Source organism: Cupriavidus sp. UBA2010, assembly GCF_002335265.1.
GTDB lineage: Bacteria > Pseudomonadota > Gammaproteobacteria > Burkholderiales > Burkholderiaceae > Cupriavidus > Cupriavidus metallidurans.
In genome coordinates, this window is sequence record NZ_DDCI01000015.1 from 23,103 (window position 1) to 43,727 (window position 20,625).

Genomic DNA, 20,625 nt, shown 5'->3' on the forward strand with positions numbered 1-20,625 from the left:
GACGACACCGCGTCCGGTTCGCGATCCTGCACCTTTCCGCTATCCCCATCGGGCAAGAAAGGAAGGACCATGTCCAGCCGAATGTACGGCTATCTCTATCTGACGCTGGCGATGATCACGGTCGGCAGCACCGTGGTGGCCAGCAAGATCGTGGCCGCCGGCCTGCCACCGTTCACTGCAACGGCGCTTCGCTTCGCCATCGCGCTTCCGCTGTTCCTTGTACTGATGCGCGTGACCCGAACAACCTGGCCAATCCTCGCGCCGAGGGAATGGGGCCTGCTGCTGGTGCAGGCGGGCGCGGGAAGCGTCGGCTATACGACGCTGCTGATCCTGGGGCTCCGGCATGCCTCTGCCACCGACGCGGGCGTGATCATCGGCACGCTGCCGGTGGTCTCCGCGGCAATCGCCATCATGGTGCTTGGCGAGCGGCCGCGACGCGCCGTGTTGCTGGCCATCGCATTGGCGGCGGCCGGTGTCCTGACCATCGTATTCCGCAACGACGCAGGCAGCGCGCACTCGTTGCTCGGTAGCTTGCTGATCTTCGGCGCCGTGGGCTGCGAGGGTGTCTTCATCCTGCTCAACAAGCGGATCCAGACACCAATCGCGCCGCTTGCGCTCTCGACCATCATGGCCGCGTTCGGACTCGCGGTGGCGGTGATACCGGCCGGCTTCGAGATGCCGTGGATGCACTCGCTTTCCGGCGACGCGCTCGCCGCCGTCGCGTACTACGCGCTGATTCCAACCGTGGGGGGCTTTCTGCTCTGGTACGCCGGGGCGGCCCGAGTGAGCGGTGCAGAGGCGGCGCTGTTCACTGCGGTGGCACCGGTATCAGCGGTAGTGCTGGCTGCCACGCTGCTCGGCGAACAGATCGGCCAGAGCCAGATCATCGGCATCGGTTGCGTGCTGGTCGCGGTGTTCAGCCTTGGGATGTCTCAATCTACTGACATGACCGATAGTGCGATGGCAGATGCCGAAGGTGATGCCGCCTCGTACCGATAGACGGCGTTCGCTTTTGCGAGCCACGCCGGCAATTGACGAAAACGCTGATGGACGGTCACTGCTATCGTCCGGCAGGCTACAGTCGACGCCACATACGCGCCATTCCCAACACAGCAACGATAACGATGGGGTAACCACATGTGCTTCTACTGCAGTCCTGGTGGTGCAGCAGTCCTGCTCGCGCGCGCGTCGCGCCGAGACTTCCTGACCGGCGCGCTGGCGCTCGGTGCAATGTCCACCTTCGGATTCCCCTCGGCGTACGCCGAGAGCCCCCCGGCTACGTCTCCGTCGACATCCCCCTACGCGCAATTCATCTTCACCAACGGGCCGATCTACACCATGGCCAGCGGCTCGCCGACGGCCAAGGCCCTGGCCGTGCGCGATGGCCGCATCGTGGCCGTTGGCTCGATGGAAGCGGTCGCGCAGTTCCGTGGCCCGGACACGCAAACCATCGACCTCGGTGGACGCACGCTGCTGCCGGGATTCGTCGAACCACACATGCACTCCGCGCTGGCCGTGCTCGACGCATGGCTCGACGTGGGCCCGTTCACCACCACGTCGATTGACCAGGCACTCGAGAAGATCCGAGCCGAGGCGGCAAAGTCCAAGCCGGGCGAGTGGGTCCGCGCGCAGGCGCTCGATCCCTCGCTGATGCCCGGCGCACCGGTCACGCGACAACGGCTCGATGCCGTCGCGCCCAACAATCCGGTCTTCATCCTGGAATCGAACGGACACATTGCCTACGTCAACAGCGCGGCCCTGAAGCTCGCCAACGTCACGCGCGATACGCCGAACCCACCCCAGGGCCGCTTTGTCCGCGACGACAAGGGCGACCTGACCGGCCGACTTGAAGAAGGCCCCGCATACGGCCCTTTTCTGAAAGTCGCCCCGATGCCCAACGCCGCGCAAATGGTGGCCAGCATTCGCAAGCTGTTCGACCGCGCCAGTGCTGTGGGCTGTACCAGCCTGCACGATGCCGGCATTGGCACCAGCGGCGTGCATGACCTCGATATCGTCAACGCCGCCATGCGCGACGATCCTCCTGTCCGCTATTCGGGCTTCCTCACGTCCGACCGGATGGATGGCTGGGTAGAGCGAGGCATCAAGCCGGGCGCCGGCACGGATCGTTTCCGGCTCCACGGCATCAAGTTCTGGTCCGACGGCTCCAACCAGGCCCGCACCGGATACCAGCGCGAGCCGTACCTCAACTCCACCAGCCGCGGCGCGCTGAATTACACCGCCGAGCAACTGATCGAGGGCGTACAACGCGCGCACGACCTCGGCTGGCAAGTCGCCATCCACGCCAACGGCGATGCCGCCATCGACACCACGCTGGACGTCTACGAACACGTGCTGAAACGCTCACCACGCGCCGATCATCGACACCGCATCGAACACTGCAGCGTCCTGCACCCCGAGCAGATTCAACGAATGGCAAAGCTCGGCGTGTCGCCGTCATTCCTGATCGGACACGTGCACTACTGGGGCAAGGCATTCCGTGACAACATCCTCGGCCCCCAGCGCGCCCAGTTCTACGACCCCTGCGCATCGGCACTGCGCGGCGGCCTGCGCATCTCGCTCCACTCCGACTACAACGTGACGCCGATCGAGCCGATCCGCTACATGGACAACGCCGTCAACCGCACCATGCGCGACGGCGGTGGCGTGCTCAACCCAGCGGAGCGCATTACCGTGGCGCAGGCACTGCGGGCGGTGACGATCGACGCGGCGTGGCAATGCCAAATGGATCAGATCGTCGGCAGCCTGGAGACCGGGAAGTATGCGGATCTGGTGATTGTGGATAAGGACCCGCTCCAGATGGCGCCAGAGGAGATTGGGAAGTTGAAGGTGCTGGAGACTTGGTCGGAGGGGAGGCGGCGGTTTGCGGTTTGAGGGGTGGCTGTTGGTGCGGAAATGGCGCTCGGCGTCATTTCCGCTTCAGGCTTGCATGGCAGCACAGCCGTTTGGTTTGAGCATTGATCAAGATAGAGCTTCTCCGCGACACCGAATCGCTTGGCACATGTCGCGTTGATAACCGGCAACCGTTCGCAAGAACGAGACGCCACAGAGGCAGGCACGCATCGATAGGCGACGCTCGGAGCAATTGAGACACGGCATATGGCTGGAGACCATGCCGGTGCACAATCTTCCTGGAGCCTTACGTGCAAGTCATTGACCGGCAGTCCCGGCGGGCGCCGGATGGCGCACTTGTTCACTGCGAGCGGCGCCGCCCGGAGCAGACCACGCTGGACCGCCTGGTGCAGCAGCATGCCGAGACCATCTTCGCGCAGGCTGAGGGTGAGGCCGGGGCCTGCACGGACCCGTCAGTGCGAGTGACTATGGCAACGGCTTCAAGTCCAGTTCTCTCAGGAAAGCATTGTGCTTGTCCTTGGCAGCCGCAATCGCCTTTTCAATCTCCACCAGCTCTTGGTGAGTCTCATCCAGAACAATCTCCGTCTCGTTCACCGCCGTACTGACATAGCGCGAGATGTTCAGGTTGAAATCGTTCTTCTCGATCTCGGCCATCTCCACCTTGCGTGAGTAGCGTTTCTCTTCCTCACGAAACTGGTAGGTCTTGATGATCTTGGCGATGTGTTCGGGTTTGAACTGGTTCTGGCGCTTGCCTTTCTCGAAGTGCTCCGTCCCGCTCGCGTTAATGAACAGCACATCGTCCGGCTTCTTGCACTTCTTCAACACCAGGATGCAGACGGGGATGCCAGTGGAATAGAACAGATTGGCGGGCAGGCCGATCACCGTGTCGATGTGTCCGTCCTTCAGCAGCTTGGTGCGAATGCGTTCTTCAGCTCCGCCCCGGAACAGCACGCCGTGCGGCAGGATGATGGCCATCACGCCTTCGTCTTTGAGGTAGTGGAAGCCGTGCAGCAGGAAGGCGAAGTCGGCAGCGGACTTGGGCGCGAGGCCGTGGCTCTTGAAGCGCACGTCGTCGGCCAGCGCGTCAGTCGGTTCCCAGCGGTAACTGAAGGGTGGGTTGGCGACGATGGCGTCAAAGCTCGGCTTCTTGGCCGGGTTCTGCTCCCGCATCATGTCCCACTCGTTGAGTAGGGTATCGCCGTGGAAGATTTCGAACTCCGTGTCCTTCACCCCGTGCAACAGCATGTTCATCCGCGCGAGGTTGTAGGTGGTGATGTTCTTTTCCTGGCCGAAGATTTTGCCGATGGTGCCGTCTGCCTTGGCCACCTTCTTGCGCACGTTGAGCAACAGCGAGCCGGAGCCGCAGGCAAAGTCCAGCACGCTTTCCAGCCGCTTCTTGGTGCCGGTTTTTCATCTGGCAGCACCTGCTCGATGACGGCCTTGTTGTCTTCGCTGAGGTCGGTGTATTGGTCCAGCTGGGTTTTGAGTCGCTGGACTTCCTTGAAGTGGCTGATAAAGGCGGCGCGGGCCGCGTCGCCATTCAGGTTGGCCACGTCGGAGGGCGTGCAGGCAAGGCCCTGGGACCTCATGAAGTCGTCCAACTTCCGCACGGCGGTCTCCAGCTTCTGGATGACTACAGGCGCCTTATCCACGAGCCAGATTTCCCGCGCCTGCTCGCCGGTCTTCTCGCCGGAGAAGAGGGCGATGGCGGAATCGACGGAATCTTGCTGCTGGCGAAAGTCGAGGATGTTGCCGTAGGGCTTGGTGCCGTTGAGCACGCGATTGGTGCGGGAGAACGCCTGGATCAAGCCGTGGTGCTTGAGGTTCTTGTCCACGTAGAGTGTGTTCAGGAACTTGGAATCGAAGCCGGTGAGCAGCATGTCCACCACGATGGTGATGTCGATCTTCTGCGCGGCCGGGTAGTCGGCATTGGGCCACTGCTGATCCTTGATGCGTTTCTGCACATCCTGGTAGTAGAGGTCGAACTCGCTCAAGCGGTGGTTGGAACCGTAGCGGGCGTTGTAGTCGGCGAGGACGGCCTTGAGTGCAGCTTTCTTGCCCTCGGGATCTTCTTCGTTGTCCACTTGTTCCTGCGGCAGGTCTTCCTGGATCTGCTTGACGTCTGGGTCGCCCTCGGCAGGCGGGGAGAAGACGCAGGCAATGTTCAGCGGCTTGAAATCGGGATCGGTGGCCTGCTTGTCCGCCTGCATGGTCTTGAACAGAGCGTAGTATTCGATGGCGTCGTTGATAGACGCGGTGGCGAGGATCGCGTTGAAGCGGCGGCCGCCGGTGGCTGCATTGTGCTTGGCAAGAATGGCCTCGATGACGGCCTTCTTGGCAATGGCTTCGCCGGGCTTTGGTGGGTTCTTACCCTCGGGCTTGAAGTAGTCGACGTGGAAGCGCAGGACGTTGCCATCCTCGATGGCATGAGTGATGGTGTAGGCGTGGAGCTGCTTGTGGAAGAGCTCCTCGGTGGTCCGATACGAGGCCACCTCACCGTCGATTTTTATGCGACTGGCGTTGCCGTTGGGTCCACCAAATATCGGCGTGCCGGTGAAACCGAAGAGCTGCGCCTTCGGGAAAAATGCTTTGATGGACTTGTGATTGTCGCCAAACTGCGAACGGTGACATTCGTCGAAGATGAAGACAATGCGCTTGTCCTGCAGTGCTTCGAGTTGTTCCTTGTAGGTGGCGTGGCCGTTCTTGCTGCGCTGCTTGTTGCGCTTGCTGTTTTCGTCCAGCGCCAGGCCCAGCTTCTGGATCGTGGTGACAATGACTTTGTCGGCGTAGTCCTCAGAAAGCAGGCGGCGCACGAGGGCGGCGGTGTTGGTGTTTTCTTCGACGCAGCCTTCCTGGAACTTATTGAACTCCTCCCGCGTCTGGCGGTCGAGGTCTTTGCGGTCCACGACGAACACACATTTGTGAATGTGGTCGTTTTCCTTCAACAGGGTAGAGGCCTTGAAGGATGTGAGCGTCTTGCCGCTGCCAGTGGTGTGCCAGATGTAGCCGTTGCCGTTGTCCTCATCGATGCACTTGACGATGTGTTGCACGGCATAGACCTGGTACGGCCGCATGATCATGAGCTTTTGCTCACCCGCAAGCAGCACCATGTAGCGGCTGATGGTGCGGCCGAGGTCGCACTTTCTCAGGAAGTGTTCGGCGAACTCATCGAGTTGAGTGATCTTGCGGTTGTCCTCGCCTGCAAACTCATAGATCGGCAGAAAGCGCTCGTCGGCATTGAAGGCGAAGTGGCGGACGTTGTTGTTGGCGAAGTAATAGGTGCGGTCGCGGTTGCTGACGATGAACAGCTGCATGAAGCAGAGCAGCGTCTTGGTGTAGCCGTTGCCGGGGTCGTGCTTGTATTCGACGATCTGCTCCATGGCCCGGCGCGGATTGACTCCCAGGGTTTTCAGCTCGATCTGCACACAGGGCACGCCGTTGATGAGCAGAATGACGTCGTAGCGATGGTGGCTGTTGTCGGTGTTGATTCGCAGCTGGTGAACGACCTCGAAGTGGTTTTTGCACCAGTCCTTGATGTTCACCAGCGTGTAGTTCAATGGCGTGCCGTCGTCGCGGGTGAAGGCATTGATGCCGCGCAGGGTCTTGGCAGCGGTGTAGACATCCGGGGTAACGATTTCATCCAGGAGCCTGGCGAACTCGGCTTCGGTCAGCTTGACGCGGTTGAGGGCCTCGAACTTCTCCCGGAAGTTCCTTTCCAGCGCGGCGCGATCGCGAATGTCGTCGCGGTATTCGTACTTCAGGTTCTGAAGCTTGCCCAGGAAGCCGTATTCGATGTGCTCTTCTTTGACGACTGGGCTCGGTGCTCCGGACGGCAGGTCGTAGGTGAACTTGGATGAAGGCATAGGGGAGGAACGTGCGTTGGCTATAGGTCGGAATGCGATGCGGTTGGCGCGTTGCTACGTATTGTGCCCGTTGGGATGTACTACAACCACTTGTAAGCTCGCCAGTGTGAGGTCCAACGTTCCGTCCATGTGTCGTGGGAGGCCTTGATGCACGGGTGCTGGTCGAGCGCCGACTTCGCAAAGCCGCAATCGGTGGCGATTTCCTTGCCCGATCACGCCTCACGGCTCGTCATCCAATGGAAGACTTAGCTCGGACCCACTCCAGGAACGTTTCGAGGTTCTGCTCCGCCAACTGCCTACGGCTTGCCGCTATCAGCCCTTCATTTTAGCCGAGGCAACCTTTCGCCCTGCCGGCCGCTTTTCGTCCTGCTGCTGGTTCACTTCGGGCAACGGAGAGTTCAGGTATACCTCCTCAAGGCCCCTCGTAGTGGTCAAGTAATTTCGGACAGGTAGGCTGATTTACTGTCGATTTCGCCTCTTAGGCAGCGGGCGACAGATACCCAGGGTTGAGTGCAAGCGCATCGCGTTATATGTAATGGGTAATGTCGCGCCGAGCTTCGTCGTGGTTGGCGTATTGACGCTGCCACACGCGCTCCATCTTCAGGCTCAGGAAGAACCGCTCCATCACCGCGTTATCCCAGCAATTGCCTTTTCGACTCATGCTACAAACAATCTGATGGCGTGCCAGCAAGGTCTGATACTCCGCGCTCGCCTACTAGGGTTTTCCACCTACTACCAGGCTATTCCCGAGCGGCATGGCCTGATCTGCTCCATGACCGACGGATACGACTACTACCAGAACGCCATGGCTGAGCATATCAACGGCATTCTCAAGGGTGAATTCCTGCTGACCCGGTCCAAATGACCTGCAGCAGGCGGCTCGCATGGTGCAGGAGTCCGTACGGATCTATAACCGGGAACGCCCACATCAGGCCGTGAAATACAAAACGCCCGATGAAGCTCATCGGGCGTCGGTTGCCTTGGGGGACTAAGCGCCAATCGGGACCATCAAAACTTGTCAACCTATGTCAGGGCATGACATCTACGTCACAAAGTTCTCAATAACTTGGCACAGCTTGCACTTTCCTTGTCGCCCGCCACAATCAATCAAACATCAATATTCCGAGCCACCAGCGCATTCGACTCGATGAAGTTCCGGCGCGGTTCCACCTCGTCGCCCATCAGTGTCGTGAAGATCTGGTCGGCGGCGATGGCGTCTTCGATCTGGACCCTCAGCAGGCGGCGCTGCGTGACGTCGAGCGTGGTTTCGAAGAGCTGCTCGGGGTTCATTTCGCCCAGGCCCTTGTAGCGCTGGCGCGAGACGCCGCGTTCGGCTTCGGAGAGCAGCCACTGCATGGCCTGGTGGAAGTCTGCGACGGTCTGTTCGCGCATCTTCTCGCCTTCGCCGCGGCGAACCTTGGTGCCGTCCGGGATCAGGCCCTGGAACGTCGTGGCCGCGCGGGCGAGTGCCGCGTAGTCGGCGCCGTGGACGAAGTCCGCGTCCACGTGTGACAGACGCACGTTGCCATGATGGCGACGCGCGATCATCAGGCGGTGCTTGTCGGTCTTCTCGTCGAACTGGGCATAGACGTCGGCGGTGCCGTCGTCATTGACTGCAGCGCCGAGCAGCGTCTTGGCGTGCATCTCGGCGAGCTTGGCCTTCAGCGCCACGGCCGAGGCTTCGGCTGCGGTGGCGTTGTCGAGGTCGAGCGCCACGCCGTCGGCGATCGCGCGTAGCGCGTCCACATCGACGATGCGCGACAGGCGGCCGATCACGCCCTCGGCGAGCTGGTACTGGCGTGCCAGTTCGGTCAGGGCTTCACCGTTGATCTCGCTGCCATCCGGGCGGCTGAGCGAAGCCTTTTCCATTGCCAGCTTCAGCATGTAGGCGTTCAGCTCGTTGTCATCCTTGATGTAGCGCTCTTCCTTGCCGTGCTTGATCTTGTAGAGCGGCGGCTGGGCGATGTACACATAGCCGCGCTCGATGATGTCCGGCATCTGGCGATAGAAGAACGTCAGCAGCAGCGTGCGGATGTGCGAGCCGTCCACGTCCGCGTCGGTCATGATGATGATGCGGTGGTAGCGCAGCTTCTCGAGGTTGTAGTCCTCCTTGCCGATGCCGGTGCCCAGCGCCGTGATCAGCGTCAGCACTTCCTGGCTCGACAGCATCTTGTCGAAGCGCGCGCGTTCCACGTTCAGGATCTTGCCCTTGAGCGGCAGGATCGCCTGGAACTTGCGGTCACGGCCCTGCTTGGCGGAGCCGCCTGCGGAGTCACCCTCGACAAGGAACAGCTCGGACATCGCCGGATCCTTCTCCTGGCAGTCCGCGAGCTTGCCTGGCAGGCCCATGCCGTCCATGACGCCCTTGCGGCGCGTCATTTCGCGGGCCTTGCGCGCGGCTTCGCGGGCGCGGGCCGCATCGACGATCTTGCCGCAGATGATCTTGGCGTCGTTCGGTGTTTCCAGCAGGAAGTCGGTCAGCGCCTTGCCGACGAGCTCTTCCACGGGCAGGCGCACTTCGGAGGAAACGAGCTTGTCCTTGGTCTGCGAGCTGAACTTCGGCTCGGGTACCTTCACGGACAGCACGCAGGCCAGGCCTTCGCGCATGTCGTCGCCGGAGGTCTCGACCTTCGCCCGCTTCGCGACCTCGTTTTCTTCGATGTACTTGTTGATGACGCGGGTCATCGCCGCGCGCAGGCCGGTCAGGTGGGTACCGCCGTCGCGCTGCGGAATGTTGTTCGTGAAGCAGAGCACCTGCTCGTTGTAGCCATCGTTCCACTGCATGGCCACTTCCACGGAGATGCCATCTTTCTCGGCGTTCGCATAGAAAATGTTCGGGTGCAGCGTGGTCTTCGAGCGGTTGATGTACTCGACGAAACCCTTCACGCCACCGGAAAACGCGAAGTCCTCTTCCTTGCCCGTGCGCTGGTCCACCAGCTTGATGTGCACGCCGTTGTTCAGGAACGAGAGTTCGCGGATGCGCTTGGACAGCACTTCGTAGTGGAACTCGACGTTCGTGAAGATTTCCTCGTCGGCCAGGAAGTGCACTTCGGTGCCGCGCTTGTCGGTCGCGCCGATGACCTTCATCGGCGACACTTCAACGGGCTGGCCGTCCGGGCCGGTCACGGTCTCGATGATGCGGTTCTGCACCTCACCCTTCGCGAACTCGATCAGGTTGACCTGGCCATCGCGACGCACGGTCAGGCGCAGCCACTTCGACAGCGCGTTCACGCAGGACACGCCCACGCCATGCAGGCCGCCCGAAACCTTGTAGCTGTTCTGGTTGAACTTGCCGCCGGCGTGCAGCTCGGTCATGGCGATTTCCGCCGCGCTGCGCTTCGGCTCGTGCTTGTCGTCGAACTTCACGGCCTGCGGAATACCGCGGCCGTTGTCGACGATCGAGATCGAATTGTCACTGTGAATCGTGACCTGGATCTCGGTGCAATAACCGGCCAGGGCTTCGTCGATCGAGTTGTCGAGCACCTCGAACACGAGGTGGTGCAAGCCGGTGCCGTCGGACGTATCGCCGATGTACATGCCGGGACGCTTGCGTACCGCCTCCAGGCCTTCCAGGATCTGGATCGAAGAGGCGCCGTAAGAGTTTTCCTGCTGCGGTTTCTGCTGATCGGTCATGTCTTTCTACTCACGATACTGACGGCAAAAAGCGGAAAACCGAACCTGCGCCAAAAATGCGGCGGGTGCGGTAGGTCCGCGTTTCGCGGGTTACTTAAAAACGGCAAAAGGGGCGGATCGGTTCGATCCGGCCCCTGCTGCGGTGTGTGCCCGATTGTGGTCTGGATGGCGTCTGATGGTGGCCATCAAATGCGCATCGGCATGACGACGTACTTGAAGTTGTCGTCTTCCGGCACGGTAATCAGCGCGCTCGAATTGGAGTCGCCGAGGCTGACCTGCACCTGCTCACTCTTCAGGTTGGCGAGCACGTCGAGCAGATAGGTCACGTTAAAGCCGATATCGAGCGCATCGCCCGAATAATCGAGTTCCAGCTCTTCCTGCGCCTCTTCCTGATCGGCGTTGGTGGAGCTGATCTTCAGCACGTGCGTATCGAGAATGCAACGCACGCCCTTGAACTTGTCGGTAGTCAGGATCGCCGTGCGTTGCAGCGCCTGTTGCAGTTGCACGCGGTCGATCGCAAACGCGTTCTTGTAGCCCTTCGGGATCACGCGCTGGAAGTCCGGGAACTTGCCTTCCACCAGCTTGCTGATCAGTTCGATATTGGCGAAGGTGAACTTGACCTGATTGGCGGCCAGTTGCACCTGCACGGGATCATCGGTGTCTTCCAGCAGGCGTTGCAGTTCCAGGATGGTCTTGCGCGGGATGATCACTTCCTGGCGCGAACCGACGCCGGTCGCTTCATTCTCGAGCTCCACGCCGCAGTACGCCAGGCGGTGACCGTCGGTCGCCACGGCCATGACCTTCTTGCCATCGACCACCAGCAGCATCCCGTTCAGGTAGTAACGGATGTCCTGCTGCGCCATCGCGAAGTGGACCATCGCCAGCAGATGCTTGAACGTCTTCTGCGGCAGGCTCACGCTGGCGTTGAATTCGGCGGCTTCGGCAACGGTCGGGAATTCTTCCGCGGCCAGCGTCTGCAGCGCAAACCGGCTCTTGCCCGACTGCACGGTCATGCGCTTGTCGTTCAGCGACAGCGCCACGTCGCCGTCAGGCATCGCGCGCAGGATGTCCAGCAGCTTGCGCGCGGCCACGGTGGTCGCCACGCTGTCGCTACCGACGCCGCATTCGGCATGGGTCGTGATCTGGATCTCGATGTCGGTCGAGAGGAAGGATACGTTCGAGCCGGACTTGCGAATCAGCAGGTTGGCCAGGATCGGGAGGGTGTGGCGGCGCTCCACGATGCCGCTCACGATTTGCAGCGGACGCAGCAGATTGTCTCGCGAGGTTTTGACCAATTGCATTGAATTTATCCTTCGTCGTTTGTCGATAGCGACCGCAGGTTTTGCACAACTCCAAATTCACTTAGGAATCAAGGAGTTAATGTCGCATTGTACCAAGGATAAGCCGCTGCGGTGAAGCGGGGCGAACCCGGCACGGCGTCCGGTTGTGCACAAAATGCCACATCCCGCCGCCAACCTCTGCCAATCCGTCCCGACTCACCGCAAAGCCTTATCTGAGGCCAGATTCCCGCGATCCAACAGTTTACCGGCGCCCGCTTGCCGCCGGACGCGCACCCAGTAGTATGCCAGCCCGGCAAGGCTGGCCCTCGAAATCGTCGATGAGCCGCTTTCGGCAGGCTGCGGCGCCGCATTCGGCGCACGCGACCTGCACGTGTGTCAGCCCTTGAGCGTCTGTTCCAGCACGTGCAACTCGTGATTGAGCTGCGCGTCCTTGCTACGCTCTTCGGCAATCTTGCGCACGGCGTGAAGCACCGTGGTGTGATCGCGCCCGCCGAACAACTCGCCGATCTCCGGCAGGCTCTTCTGCGTCAGTTCCTTTGCCAGATACATCGCGATCTGGCGCGGCCGCGCGATATTGGCGGGCCGCTTCTTGGAATACATGTCCGCGACCTTGATGTTGTAGAAATCTGCACAGGTCTTCTGGATGTTCTCCACGGAGATCTGGCGATTCTGCACGGTCAGCAGGTCCTTCAGCGCTTCACGCGTGACATCGATCGTGATGTCCTTGCCATGGAAGTTCGAGAACGCCAGGATCTTGCGCAGCGCGCCTTCCAGTTCGCGCACGTTCGACCGCAGGTGCTTGGCCACGAAGAAGGCCACTTCCTCGGGCACGCTCACGTTCTCGGCGGCGGCCTTCTTCATCAGAATGGCGACGCGCATCTCCAGCTCGGGCGGCTCGATCGCCACAGTCAGGCCGGAGTCGAAACGCGAAATCAGCCGGTCGTCGATGCCGGTGATCTCCTTCGGATAGGTATCGCTGGTGATGATCACCTGGGCGCGATTGGCGATCAGCGCCTCGAATGCGTAGAAGAATTCTTCCTGCGTGCGGTTCTTGCCGGAGAAGAACTGAATATCATCGATCAGCAGCAGGTCCAGCGAGTGGTAATAGCGCTTGAACTCGTCAAACGCCTTGCGCTGGTAGGCCTTCACCACGTCGGAAACGTACTGCTCCGCATGGATGTACCGGATGCGCGCGCGCGGGTTCTCCATCAGCATGAAGTTGCCGATCGCGTGAATCAGGTGAGTCTTGCCCAGGCCGACGCCGCCGTACAGGTAGAGCGGGTTGTACGACTTGCCCGGGTTGTTGGCCACCTGGATCGCCGCGGCGCGCGCGAGCTGGTTGGCCTTGCCGGTGACGAAGTTGTCGAACGTCAGGATTGGGTTCAGGCGCGAGCGCTCGTGCACCGTGTCGCTCTGCTGCTGCGCCCCGGCCGGCGCTGCCGGCTGCGGCGACGGCACGCGATAGGAGCGGGCGCTGGCTTCGGCCGGGTCCATCTGGGCCACGTCGATCTCGCCCATGTCCGGCAAATGCGCTGCCGAATTGCCCTGAAGCGGATGCCCGGTGGGTGCCGCGCCGCGTCCCTGCGCGGACTGCTGCGACTGGGAATAGGGCGATTGTCCGCCCGCCGTGCCGCCATAGCCAGCGGGCGCGCCGTTGGACTGGCCGGGGTAGTCGGGATATCCAGCCATCTGGTTCGGATGCGCGCCGGGAACCTGCGCGCCAGCCTGCCCGTAGGATTGGCCTCCGGCCATGCCAGCCATGCCCGGATAAGGCCCATGGCCCGCACCCATTGCTGCGCTCATGGCCGGCCCCATTGCCGCGGGCGCATCCTGGCCCTGTTGCATCGCTTGCTGGGTATATGCGGCCGCGCGCCCCGACGCAGCGGGGTCAAGCACGAAGTGAACGCTAACCTGCGTTTCCCAGTACTCGCACGCGAGGGCCGTGATCCGGCCCGAAAATTGGCTCTTGACCCAGTCAAGCTTGAAGCGATTGGGCGCGGCAATCCGCAGCGCGTGCGCTTCCTCGTCGAAGGCCACGGGCGCCAACGGCTTGATCCAGGTCTTGAACTGTTGCGGCGTCAGTTCGCGCTCGAGTTGCGCGGCTGCTGCCTGCCAGAAATCTTGCATGTGTTCTTCTAAGTGATCACATCCTTGCGGACGTGTCACGAGTATCGCAACGTACGCGCGCCACGGACTCTGCTCTGCCATGCCGCCTCCGCGTCATTCCCAAACGCGTCAACGACAACAGGCCGTCCACGTGCCCGAGGCATCGTAACGGCGTCGATCAAACGGTATACATGGCGGTATACCAAAGGCAGGAAGTCCGGGTTGTGCGTGCGCCACGCAAGCCCGTGTGGTGTTTGGACCGGGATTGTACCCCCCTGCCCAAGTTATCCACAAAGGATAACCCTGTGGACAAGTTGTGAAAATTCAGTGGATTGCTGTGCACAACCATGTCAGAAGCCGTTCTCGGTACAAGGCAAAAACGACCAATTGGCTATCGAAAACAATGACTTGATTGCTGTCGGTAATGCGTATGGATGACCGGGAATACCCACAGAGTTACCCACTGCGACTTGTGGACAATGGGGCACCACGGCGGCGCGACGGATTCGCCGCCGCCGCAGGCCTCAACCATCGGACGCCTTGACAGTCGCAACGAATATCGGTTAAATGGCGGGTTCTGCGATGCGGCAGGGGATCACGTATGCGCATCGCCGGGTCTGGCCCGTACCGTGCGTGTGAACCATGTGCGGCATCAGGCAAGCGGCCTGATCCCCGCCGGCGCTTCGTCCAATGTGGCGATGCCAGCGGCGGCCGGCAGCAAGACAGAACCAGAATCGTCGGCAAGGCCGCAGCTTTCCCAGAGTCTGCATCGCGGCACAGCCCCATGCGAACCATACGCGGCGGCCAAGGCGCCCCGGCAAATCGCCGGCGCCCGGAAAGCCCGGATCAACCAGAGAGTGCAACATGAAACGTACCTATCAACCTTCCGTTACCCGCCGCAAGCGTACCCATGGTTTCCGCGTGCGCATGAAGACCCGTGGCGGCCGTGCCGTGATCAACGCACGCCGCGCCAAGGGCCGCAAGCGCCTGGCGATCTGAGTGCCGGGCGACCGGCCCGGGCGGTGAACGTCGGGTTGCGCGATTCGCGCTGCCTCGATGAAAGCCTGCCCGGCCAAGCGCCTCGCACTCAGGATGGCCGGGAGCACTGCCCGTCGAAGCCCAGCTTGCCGCTAGCTTTGCCAAGCGTGTCGAACCATGCCTTTCCCAAAGCCGCGAGGCTCACAAAGACGGATGAGTTTTCATCCGTTTTTGCTTTGCGGCCCCGGCGTCGCACTACGCACTTCGTGCTGTACGTGCGCGCCAACGGCCAGGCGCAGGCCCGGCTGGGCATCGTTGTCGGCAAGAAATTCGCACCACGCGCGGCCGAGCGTAATCTCGTGAAGCGCATGGTGCGGGAACTGTTTCGGAGCCGGCAGGCCCAATTCGCGGGCCGCGATATTCTGCTGCGCCTGCAAGCGAAGTTTCCGCGTGCGGAGTTCTCCAGCCGGGTTGCGATCCGCAAGGCCTGCCATGCGGAGATCAGCGGACTGCTGGACGTGGCGGCCAAGCCGCTACCCGTTGCGCCCGCCGTTCCCACGGCACCGCCAACGGCTTTCGCGGATGTGCCCACCACGCCCGAGGCGCCTGCCTGACCACCACCATGAAGCGAATCCTGCTTGCCCTGCTGCGCATCTACAAGATCGCCCTGAGTCCTTACCTGGGCTCGCAGTGCCGCTTCCTGCCCACATGTTCCGACTATGCCCGCGACGCCATCGTGCAGCACGGCGCGGCGCGCGGCACCTGGATGGCAGCGTGCAGACTCTGTCGCTGCCACCCATTCACAAAGGGCGGGTATGATCCCGTGCCTGCAACACACGGGACCGCCGCGGCGCCCCCGGCATCCGCCGCGCCAGGCCGCCCGCCTGTCACGGTCCGGCTTCCCAGACCCTGATTTCCTCCGACCATAGCGAGACATGGATATCAAACGCACCATCCTGTGGGTCATCTTCTCGATGTCCCTCGTGCTGCTCTACGACAACTGGCAGCGCGCCAACGGCCACGCGTCGATGTTCTTCCCGAGCGCCAACACGCAGCAGGCCGCCCCGGCCGGCGCTGGTGGCGCTACGCCTCAGGCCGACGTGCCCAAGGCGAACGCGACGAACGCAGCCCCTGGAACGGTTCCGGCAGCGCCGCAAGCGGCTGCGCAGCCGGTCGGCGAGAAGGTCACCGTGACCACCGACGAGGTGCGCGCCGAGATCGACACGGCCGGCGGCATCCTGTCGCGCCTGGAACTGCTCAACGAGCATGAGAAGGATGGCGCGCCGGTCGTCCTGCTTGAACGCGACGTCAATCGCACCTACCTGGCCCGCTCGGGCCTGATCGGTGGCGACCTGCCGAACCACACCACCGTGTTCACGGTGGCGCCGGGCACGCGCACGCTGGCACCGGGCCAGGACAAGCTCGACGTAGTGCTGACCGCCGAGAAAAACGGCGTGAAGTTCGTCAAGACCTACACGTTCCACAAGGGCAGCTACGTGGTCGACACGCGCTTCGACGTGACCAACACGGGCACCGCGGCGGTTTCGCCGACGCTGTACCTGGAACTGGCGCGTGATGGCAGCAAGGTCGAGAAATCGCAGTTCTACAGCACGTTCACGGGCCCGGCGATCTACACCAACGCCGACAAGTACCACAAGCTCACCTTCGAAGACATCGCCAAGGGCAAGGCCACCGTGCCGGCCGCCACCGACAACGGCTGGGTGGCGATGGTGCAGCACTACTTCGCATCGGCCTGGATTCCGCAGACCGGCAAGCAGCACAGCTTCTACGCCGAGCAGATCGACCCGAACCTGTACCGCGTGGGTATCCAGCAACCGCTGGGTCAACTGGCCCCGGGCGCAACGGTCAGCACCGATGCCCGCCTGTTCGCCGGCCCGCAGGAAGAGCGCATGCTCGAGCAGATCACCCCGGGCCTGGAACTGGTGAAGGACTACGGCTGGCTGACTATCCTGGCCAAGCCGCTGTTCTGGCTGCTGGAAAAGCTGCACGGCTTCCTGGGTAACTGGGGCTGGTCGATCATCGGGCTGACCGTGCTGATCAAGCTCGTGTTCTTCCCGCTGTCGGCTGCCAGCTACAAGTCGATGGGCAAGATGAAGGACCTGCAGCCCCGCATGACGGCCATCCGCGAGCGCCACAAGGGCGATCCGCAGAAGATGAACCAGGAAATGATGGCGCTGTACCGCACCGAGAAGGTCAATCCGCTCGGCGGCTGCCTGCCCATCGTGATCCAGATTCCGGTGTTCATCGCGCTGTACTGGGTGCTGCTGTCGTCGGTGGAAATGCGCGGCGCGCCGTGGCTGGGCTGGATTCACGATCTGTCGGTGCCGGATCCGTTCTACATCCTGCCGATCGTGATGGCCGTGTCGATGTTCGTGCAGACCCGACTGAACCCGACCCCGCCGGACCCCGTGCAGGCCAAGGTCATGATGATCATGCCGCTGGTGTTCTCGTTCATGTTCTTCTTCTTCCCGGCCGGCCTGGTGCTGTACTGGGTGGTGAACAACATCCTGTCGATCGCCCAGCAATGGCAGATCAACCGAATGCTCGGCAAGGGCAAGACGGCTGCGGTAGCCAAGAGCTGATCACCGCCGATCCGACCCCGAACCTGGAAAAACCCGGCCTCGCGCCGGGTTTTTTCTTTTTCGGCGCACGCCTCTAGTCTTATATCTTATATAAGACTAGAATCCCTTTCACCAAGACGAAAGGGGATACGCCATGACCTGGTCCGCCAGCCAATATGTGCAATTCGAGGATGAACGGACCCGCCCGGTGCGGGATCTGGTCGGGGCAATCCCCACCGCCAGCGCGCGGCGGGCCGCCGATGTTGGCTGTGGCCCGGGCAACTCCACCGAGGTACTGGCCGCGCGCTACGCCGGCGCCGAGGTAACCGGGTTCGACAGCGACGCGGACATGATTGCGGCGGCACGCAAACGCCTGCCGGACCTGCGCTTCGACATCGCCGACGTCACCGCCTGGAATGACCCCGGCCCCTACGACGTGATCCTGGCCAATGCCGTGTTCCAGTGGGTGCCAGGTCACGCCACGCTGTTTCCCTCGCTGATCGACAAGCTGGCGCCGGGCGGCAGCCTGGCCGTGCAGATGCCGGACAACCTCAACGAGCCGCCGCACCAGTTGATGCGCGAGACCGCGTTGAACGGCCCGTGGGCGGACAAGCTCGCCAAGGCCGCCGAGGCCCGCACACCGCTGGCCAACGAGCGCTGGTACTACGAACTGCTCAAGCCGCACTGCACACGCGTGGACATCTGGCGCACGATCTACCAGCACCCGCTCAAGGGCGGCCCGGCGGCCATCGTCGAGTGGTTCAAGGGCAGCGGCCTGCGGCCGTTCCTGGCGCCTCTGACCGAGGATGAGAAGGCCGAATACCTGAAGCGATATGAGGCGGCAGTGGCCAAGGTATTCCCGGCCATGTCCGATGGCACGGTCCTGCTGCCGTTCCCGCGCGTGTTCATCGTCGCAACGCGCTAGGAAGCCTCCACGGAACATGGCGTTGGTATCACGTGCGTCGTCGCCTACACTGCAGTGACGCCTTGCAGTCTCCTCTTGTCCAAGAGGCGCGCATAGAGATACCGCCATGAGCCGTCCGCCCGAGCTGCATCGGAAGATGCGCCCTGTCGCCGCCTTTGTCATGCTGGGCGGCTCGGGTCTGCGCATCGTCGAGGCTCAGCTCGACGCCCTGCTGCAACGCGACATAGCGGAAGACGTGCACGCACTGCGCGTGGCCGTGCGACACCTGCGTGCGGTGACCTGGGCCTTCGGCCCGATCCTGCCGCACGCCATCAGGGAGCGCTGGAAGCTGGCGCTCCATGACGTGGCCGATGCCGCCAGCGCCGTGCGCGACTGGGACGTCTTCCTCTCCGAAACGCTGCTGCCCGCCCTTGCCCTGCAACCCGGGGACCCGGTGCTGGTCGCGTTGATCGACGTCGCCCATGCCAGGCGCGCCGAGGCACGCACGCTTATGGTCACGCAGTTGACGCGTTACCGGCAGGCGCCATTGCCCACCCTTTACCGGGATCTGCTGCACCTGTCCGATCCCAAGACCCGTCACGGGCAGCATGGCCGCATGGCCGCGTTCGCGCGCGGGCGCATCCGCAAGGCGCGCGGGCGCGTGCGCGATCTGGCGCGCGTGGCACGCGACGGCCAGATCGCGCACGTCCATGCGCTGCGGATCGGCAACAAGCGATTGAGGTATGCAATCGAAGCGCTGTCCGATGTGCTGCCCAAGCGCTACCGCAAGCGGCTGCACGGTAAGCTCATCGCACGCCAAACCGAACTCGGCGGCGTCATCGACGACGCCGTGGCGCACAGGCTGATATGCGAATGCCTGGCGAGCTGAGCCTTGCCACCCCGATCGTCCCCGATGCGGACGATCTGCGACAATACCGCCCATGACCGTATCCCAGATTCCCATCGCCGCGATTGCCACCGCACCAGGCCGTGGCGGCATCGGCGTCGTGCGTGTTTCCGGCCCCGATGTCGGCGCCGTGATGCGCGCCGTATGCGGCCGCACGCTGCAGCCACGTCACGCCACCTATCTGCCGTTTATCGATGCACGTGGCAATGTCATCGATCATGGCCTCGCGCTCTACTTCCCGGCACCGAATTCATACACCGGCGAGGAAGTGCTTGAGTTGCAGGGCCATGGCGGGCCTGTGGTGATGCAGATGCTGCTGTCGCGCTGCCTCGAGGCCGGCAAGGACATCGGCCTGCGTGTGGCCGAGCCGGGCGAGTTCACGCGGCGCGCGTTCCTCAACGACAAGCTCGACCTTGCGCAGGCCGAAGCCGTGGCGGATCTGATCGAGGCAAGCACGGAAGCCGCGGCGCGGTCTGCGGCGCGATCCATGGAGGGAGAGTTCTCCAAGGCGATCCATGCGCTTGTGGAGAAAGTCATCCACCTGCGAATGCTGGTGGAAGCCACGCTGGACTTTCCCGAAGAGGAGATCGATTTCCTCGAGGCCTCCAATGCACGCGGCCAACTGACGCGCATTCGCGAAGATCTCGCGGGCGTCCTCAAGCAGGCGCGGCAGGGCTCATTGCTGCGTGAAGGATTGTCGGTGGTTCTGGCCGGACAGCCCAATGTGGGCAAGTCCTCGCTGCTCAATGCGCTCGCCGGTTCGGATCTCGCCATCGTCACGCCGATTGCCGGCACCACGCGTGATCGCGTGCGCGAGACGATCCAGATAGACGGCATCCCGCTGCACATTATCGACACCGCAGGGCTGCGCGACGATGCCGCCGACGAAGTGGAACGCATCGGCATCGAGCGCACATGGGAAGCCATCCGCCACGCCGATATCGTGCTGCATCTGATCGACGCGGCGGACTACATCGAGCATGGCATTTCGGAGACCGATGACCATATCGACGATCGCCTGAGCGGCCAGTTGCCCCCCGGGTCTCCGATCGTTCGCGTCATCAACAAGATCGACCTCGCGCCGTCCGTCGGCGCGATGGGCTTTGGCGGCAACCGCCCGCACGTGGTGGCGGCCAATGGGCCAAACCCGACCGAAATCTGGATCTCCGCGCGCACCGGCGCGGGCATCGACCTGATGCGCAGCGAACTGCTGCGCCTGATCGGCTGGCAGTCCGGCAATGAAGGCGCGTTCCTGGCGCGGGAGCGCCATCTCATCGCCCTGCGCAACGCGGAATCGCACCTCGAACTCGCCGAGGCCAGCGCCTCGCAGCACGCCCAGGCGCTGGATCTGTTCGCGGAGGAACTGCGGCTGGCGCAGGATCACCTGAACAGCATCACTGGAGAGTTCACCAGCGACGACCTGCTGGGGACGATCTTCACGCGGTTCTGCATCGGGAAGTGACGGCTTGGCGAGACAAGA

At 62.5% G+C, this 20,625-nt stretch carries 14 protein-coding genes and 2 pseudogenes; 10 read left to right on the plus strand and 6 right to left on the minus strand.

What is annotated here, in order from left to right; translation table 11 throughout:
* Nucleotides 1-69: 69 nt before the first annotated feature.
* Nucleotides 70-999: a DMT family transporter gene (locus tag B2246_RS11095; RefSeq protein WP_286882294.1), complete on the plus strand. Its 930-nt coding sequence runs from the start codon at nt 70-72 to the stop codon at nt 997-999.
* A gap of 138 nt (nt 1,000-1,137) precedes the next feature.
* On the plus strand, nt 1,138-2,892 hold the full coding sequence (locus B2246_RS11100) for an amidohydrolase (protein WP_286882293.1): 1,755 nt from the start codon (nt 1,138-1,140) through the stop codon (nt 2,890-2,892).
* Nucleotides 2,893-3,336: 444 nt separating this feature from the next.
* Here the strand turns inward: B2246_RS11100 and B2246_RS11105 are convergent, their stop codons facing one another.
* The 3 genes and pseudogenes from B2246_RS11105 to B2246_RS11115 all read right to left on the minus strand — a co-directional run.
* Complete coding sequence (locus B2246_RS11105; RefSeq protein ID WP_286882291.1) at nt 3,337-4,218, minus strand: N-6 DNA methylase; 882 nt, start codon at nt 4,216-4,218, stop codon at nt 3,337-3,339.
* Nucleotides 4,119-6,734: a type I restriction endonuclease subunit R gene (locus tag B2246_RS11110; protein WP_286882290.1), complete on the minus strand. Its 2,616-nt coding sequence runs from the start codon at nt 6,732-6,734 to the stop codon at nt 4,119-4,121. Before B2246_RS11110 ends, B2246_RS11105 begins: the two co-directional genes overlap by 100 nt.
* A 459-nt stretch (nt 6,735-7,193) precedes the next feature.
* A pseudogene (locus B2246_RS11115) lies at nt 7,194-7,446 on the minus strand (integrase core domain-containing protein); the annotation flags it as partial.
* Between the two features lie 12 nt (nt 7,447-7,458).
* Here B2246_RS11115 and B2246_RS11120 point away from each other — a divergent pair.
* Nucleotides 7,459-7,726: pseudogene (locus B2246_RS11120) on the plus strand (integrase core domain-containing protein); the annotation flags it as partial.
* Between the two features lie 115 nt (nt 7,727-7,841).
* Here the strand turns inward: B2246_RS11120 and gyrB are convergent.
* From gyrB to dnaA, 3 genes are all read right to left on the minus strand, one after another.
* Nucleotides 7,842-10,367 carry a DNA topoisomerase (ATP-hydrolyzing) subunit B gene (gene gyrB, locus B2246_RS11125; protein WP_286882289.1) on the minus strand — a complete coding sequence of 842 codons (2,526 nt, stop codon included), beginning with the start codon at nt 10,365-10,367 and terminating at the stop codon, nt 7,842-7,844.
* Between the two features lie 185 nt (nt 10,368-10,552).
* Nucleotides 10,553-11,668 (minus strand): DNA polymerase III subunit beta, encoded by a 1,116-nt coding sequence (gene dnaN, locus B2246_RS11130; RefSeq protein ID WP_008650852.1) that lies wholly within the window; start codon nt 11,666-11,668, stop codon nt 10,553-10,555.
* A gap of 375 nt (nt 11,669-12,043) precedes the next feature.
* On the minus strand, nt 12,044-13,795 hold the full coding sequence (gene dnaA / locus B2246_RS11135; protein ID WP_186425494.1) for a chromosomal replication initiator protein DnaA: 1,752 nt from the start codon (nt 13,793-13,795) through the stop codon (nt 12,044-12,046).
* Between the two features lie 843 nt (nt 13,796-14,638).
* On the opposite strand from dnaA, the gene rpmH reads away from it, so the two are divergent.
* The 7 genes from rpmH (at nt 14,639) to mnmE (ending at nt 20,607) form a co-directional block, all read left to right on the plus strand.
* Nucleotides 14,639-14,773 carry a 50S ribosomal protein L34 gene (gene rpmH / locus B2246_RS11140; protein WP_008650850.1) on the plus strand — a complete coding sequence of 45 codons (135 nt, stop codon included), beginning with the start codon at nt 14,639-14,641 and terminating at the stop codon, nt 14,771-14,773.
* A gap of 146 nt (nt 14,774-14,919) precedes the next feature.
* The gene (gene rnpA, locus B2246_RS11145) at nt 14,920-15,366 is read left to right on the plus strand and encodes a ribonuclease P protein component (RefSeq protein WP_085959095.1); all 447 of its coding nucleotides are present in this window, start codon (nt 14,920-14,922) and stop codon (nt 15,364-15,366) included.
* A gap of 8 nt (nt 15,367-15,374) precedes the next feature.
* Nucleotides 15,375-15,665, plus strand: coding sequence for a membrane protein insertion efficiency factor YidD (yidD, locus tag B2246_RS11150; protein ID WP_008650848.1), 291 nt, complete (start codon nt 15,375-15,377; stop codon nt 15,663-15,665).
* A gap of 22 nt (nt 15,666-15,687) precedes the next feature.
* On the plus strand, nt 15,688-17,355 hold the full coding sequence (gene yidC / locus B2246_RS11155; RefSeq protein ID WP_008650847.1) for a membrane protein insertase YidC: 1,668 nt from the start codon (nt 15,688-15,690) through the stop codon (nt 17,353-17,355).
* A 133-nt stretch (nt 17,356-17,488) separates the two neighbouring features.
* Nucleotides 17,489-18,259 (plus strand): trans-aconitate 2-methyltransferase, encoded by a 771-nt coding sequence (gene tam, locus B2246_RS11160; protein WP_008650846.1) that lies wholly within the window; start codon nt 17,489-17,491, stop codon nt 18,257-18,259.
* 106 nt (nt 18,260-18,365) lie between these two features.
* On the plus strand, nt 18,366-19,127 hold the full coding sequence (locus B2246_RS11165) for a CHAD domain-containing protein (RefSeq protein ID WP_035881196.1): 762 nt from the start codon (nt 18,366-18,368) through the stop codon (nt 19,125-19,127).
* Between the two features lie 52 nt (nt 19,128-19,179).
* The gene (mnmE, locus tag B2246_RS11170) at nt 19,180-20,607 is read left to right on the plus strand and encodes a tRNA uridine-5-carboxymethylaminomethyl(34) synthesis GTPase MnmE (protein WP_035881195.1); all 1,428 of its coding nucleotides are present in this window, start codon (nt 19,180-19,182) and stop codon (nt 20,605-20,607) included.
* Nucleotides 20,608-20,625: the final 18 nt, after the last annotated feature.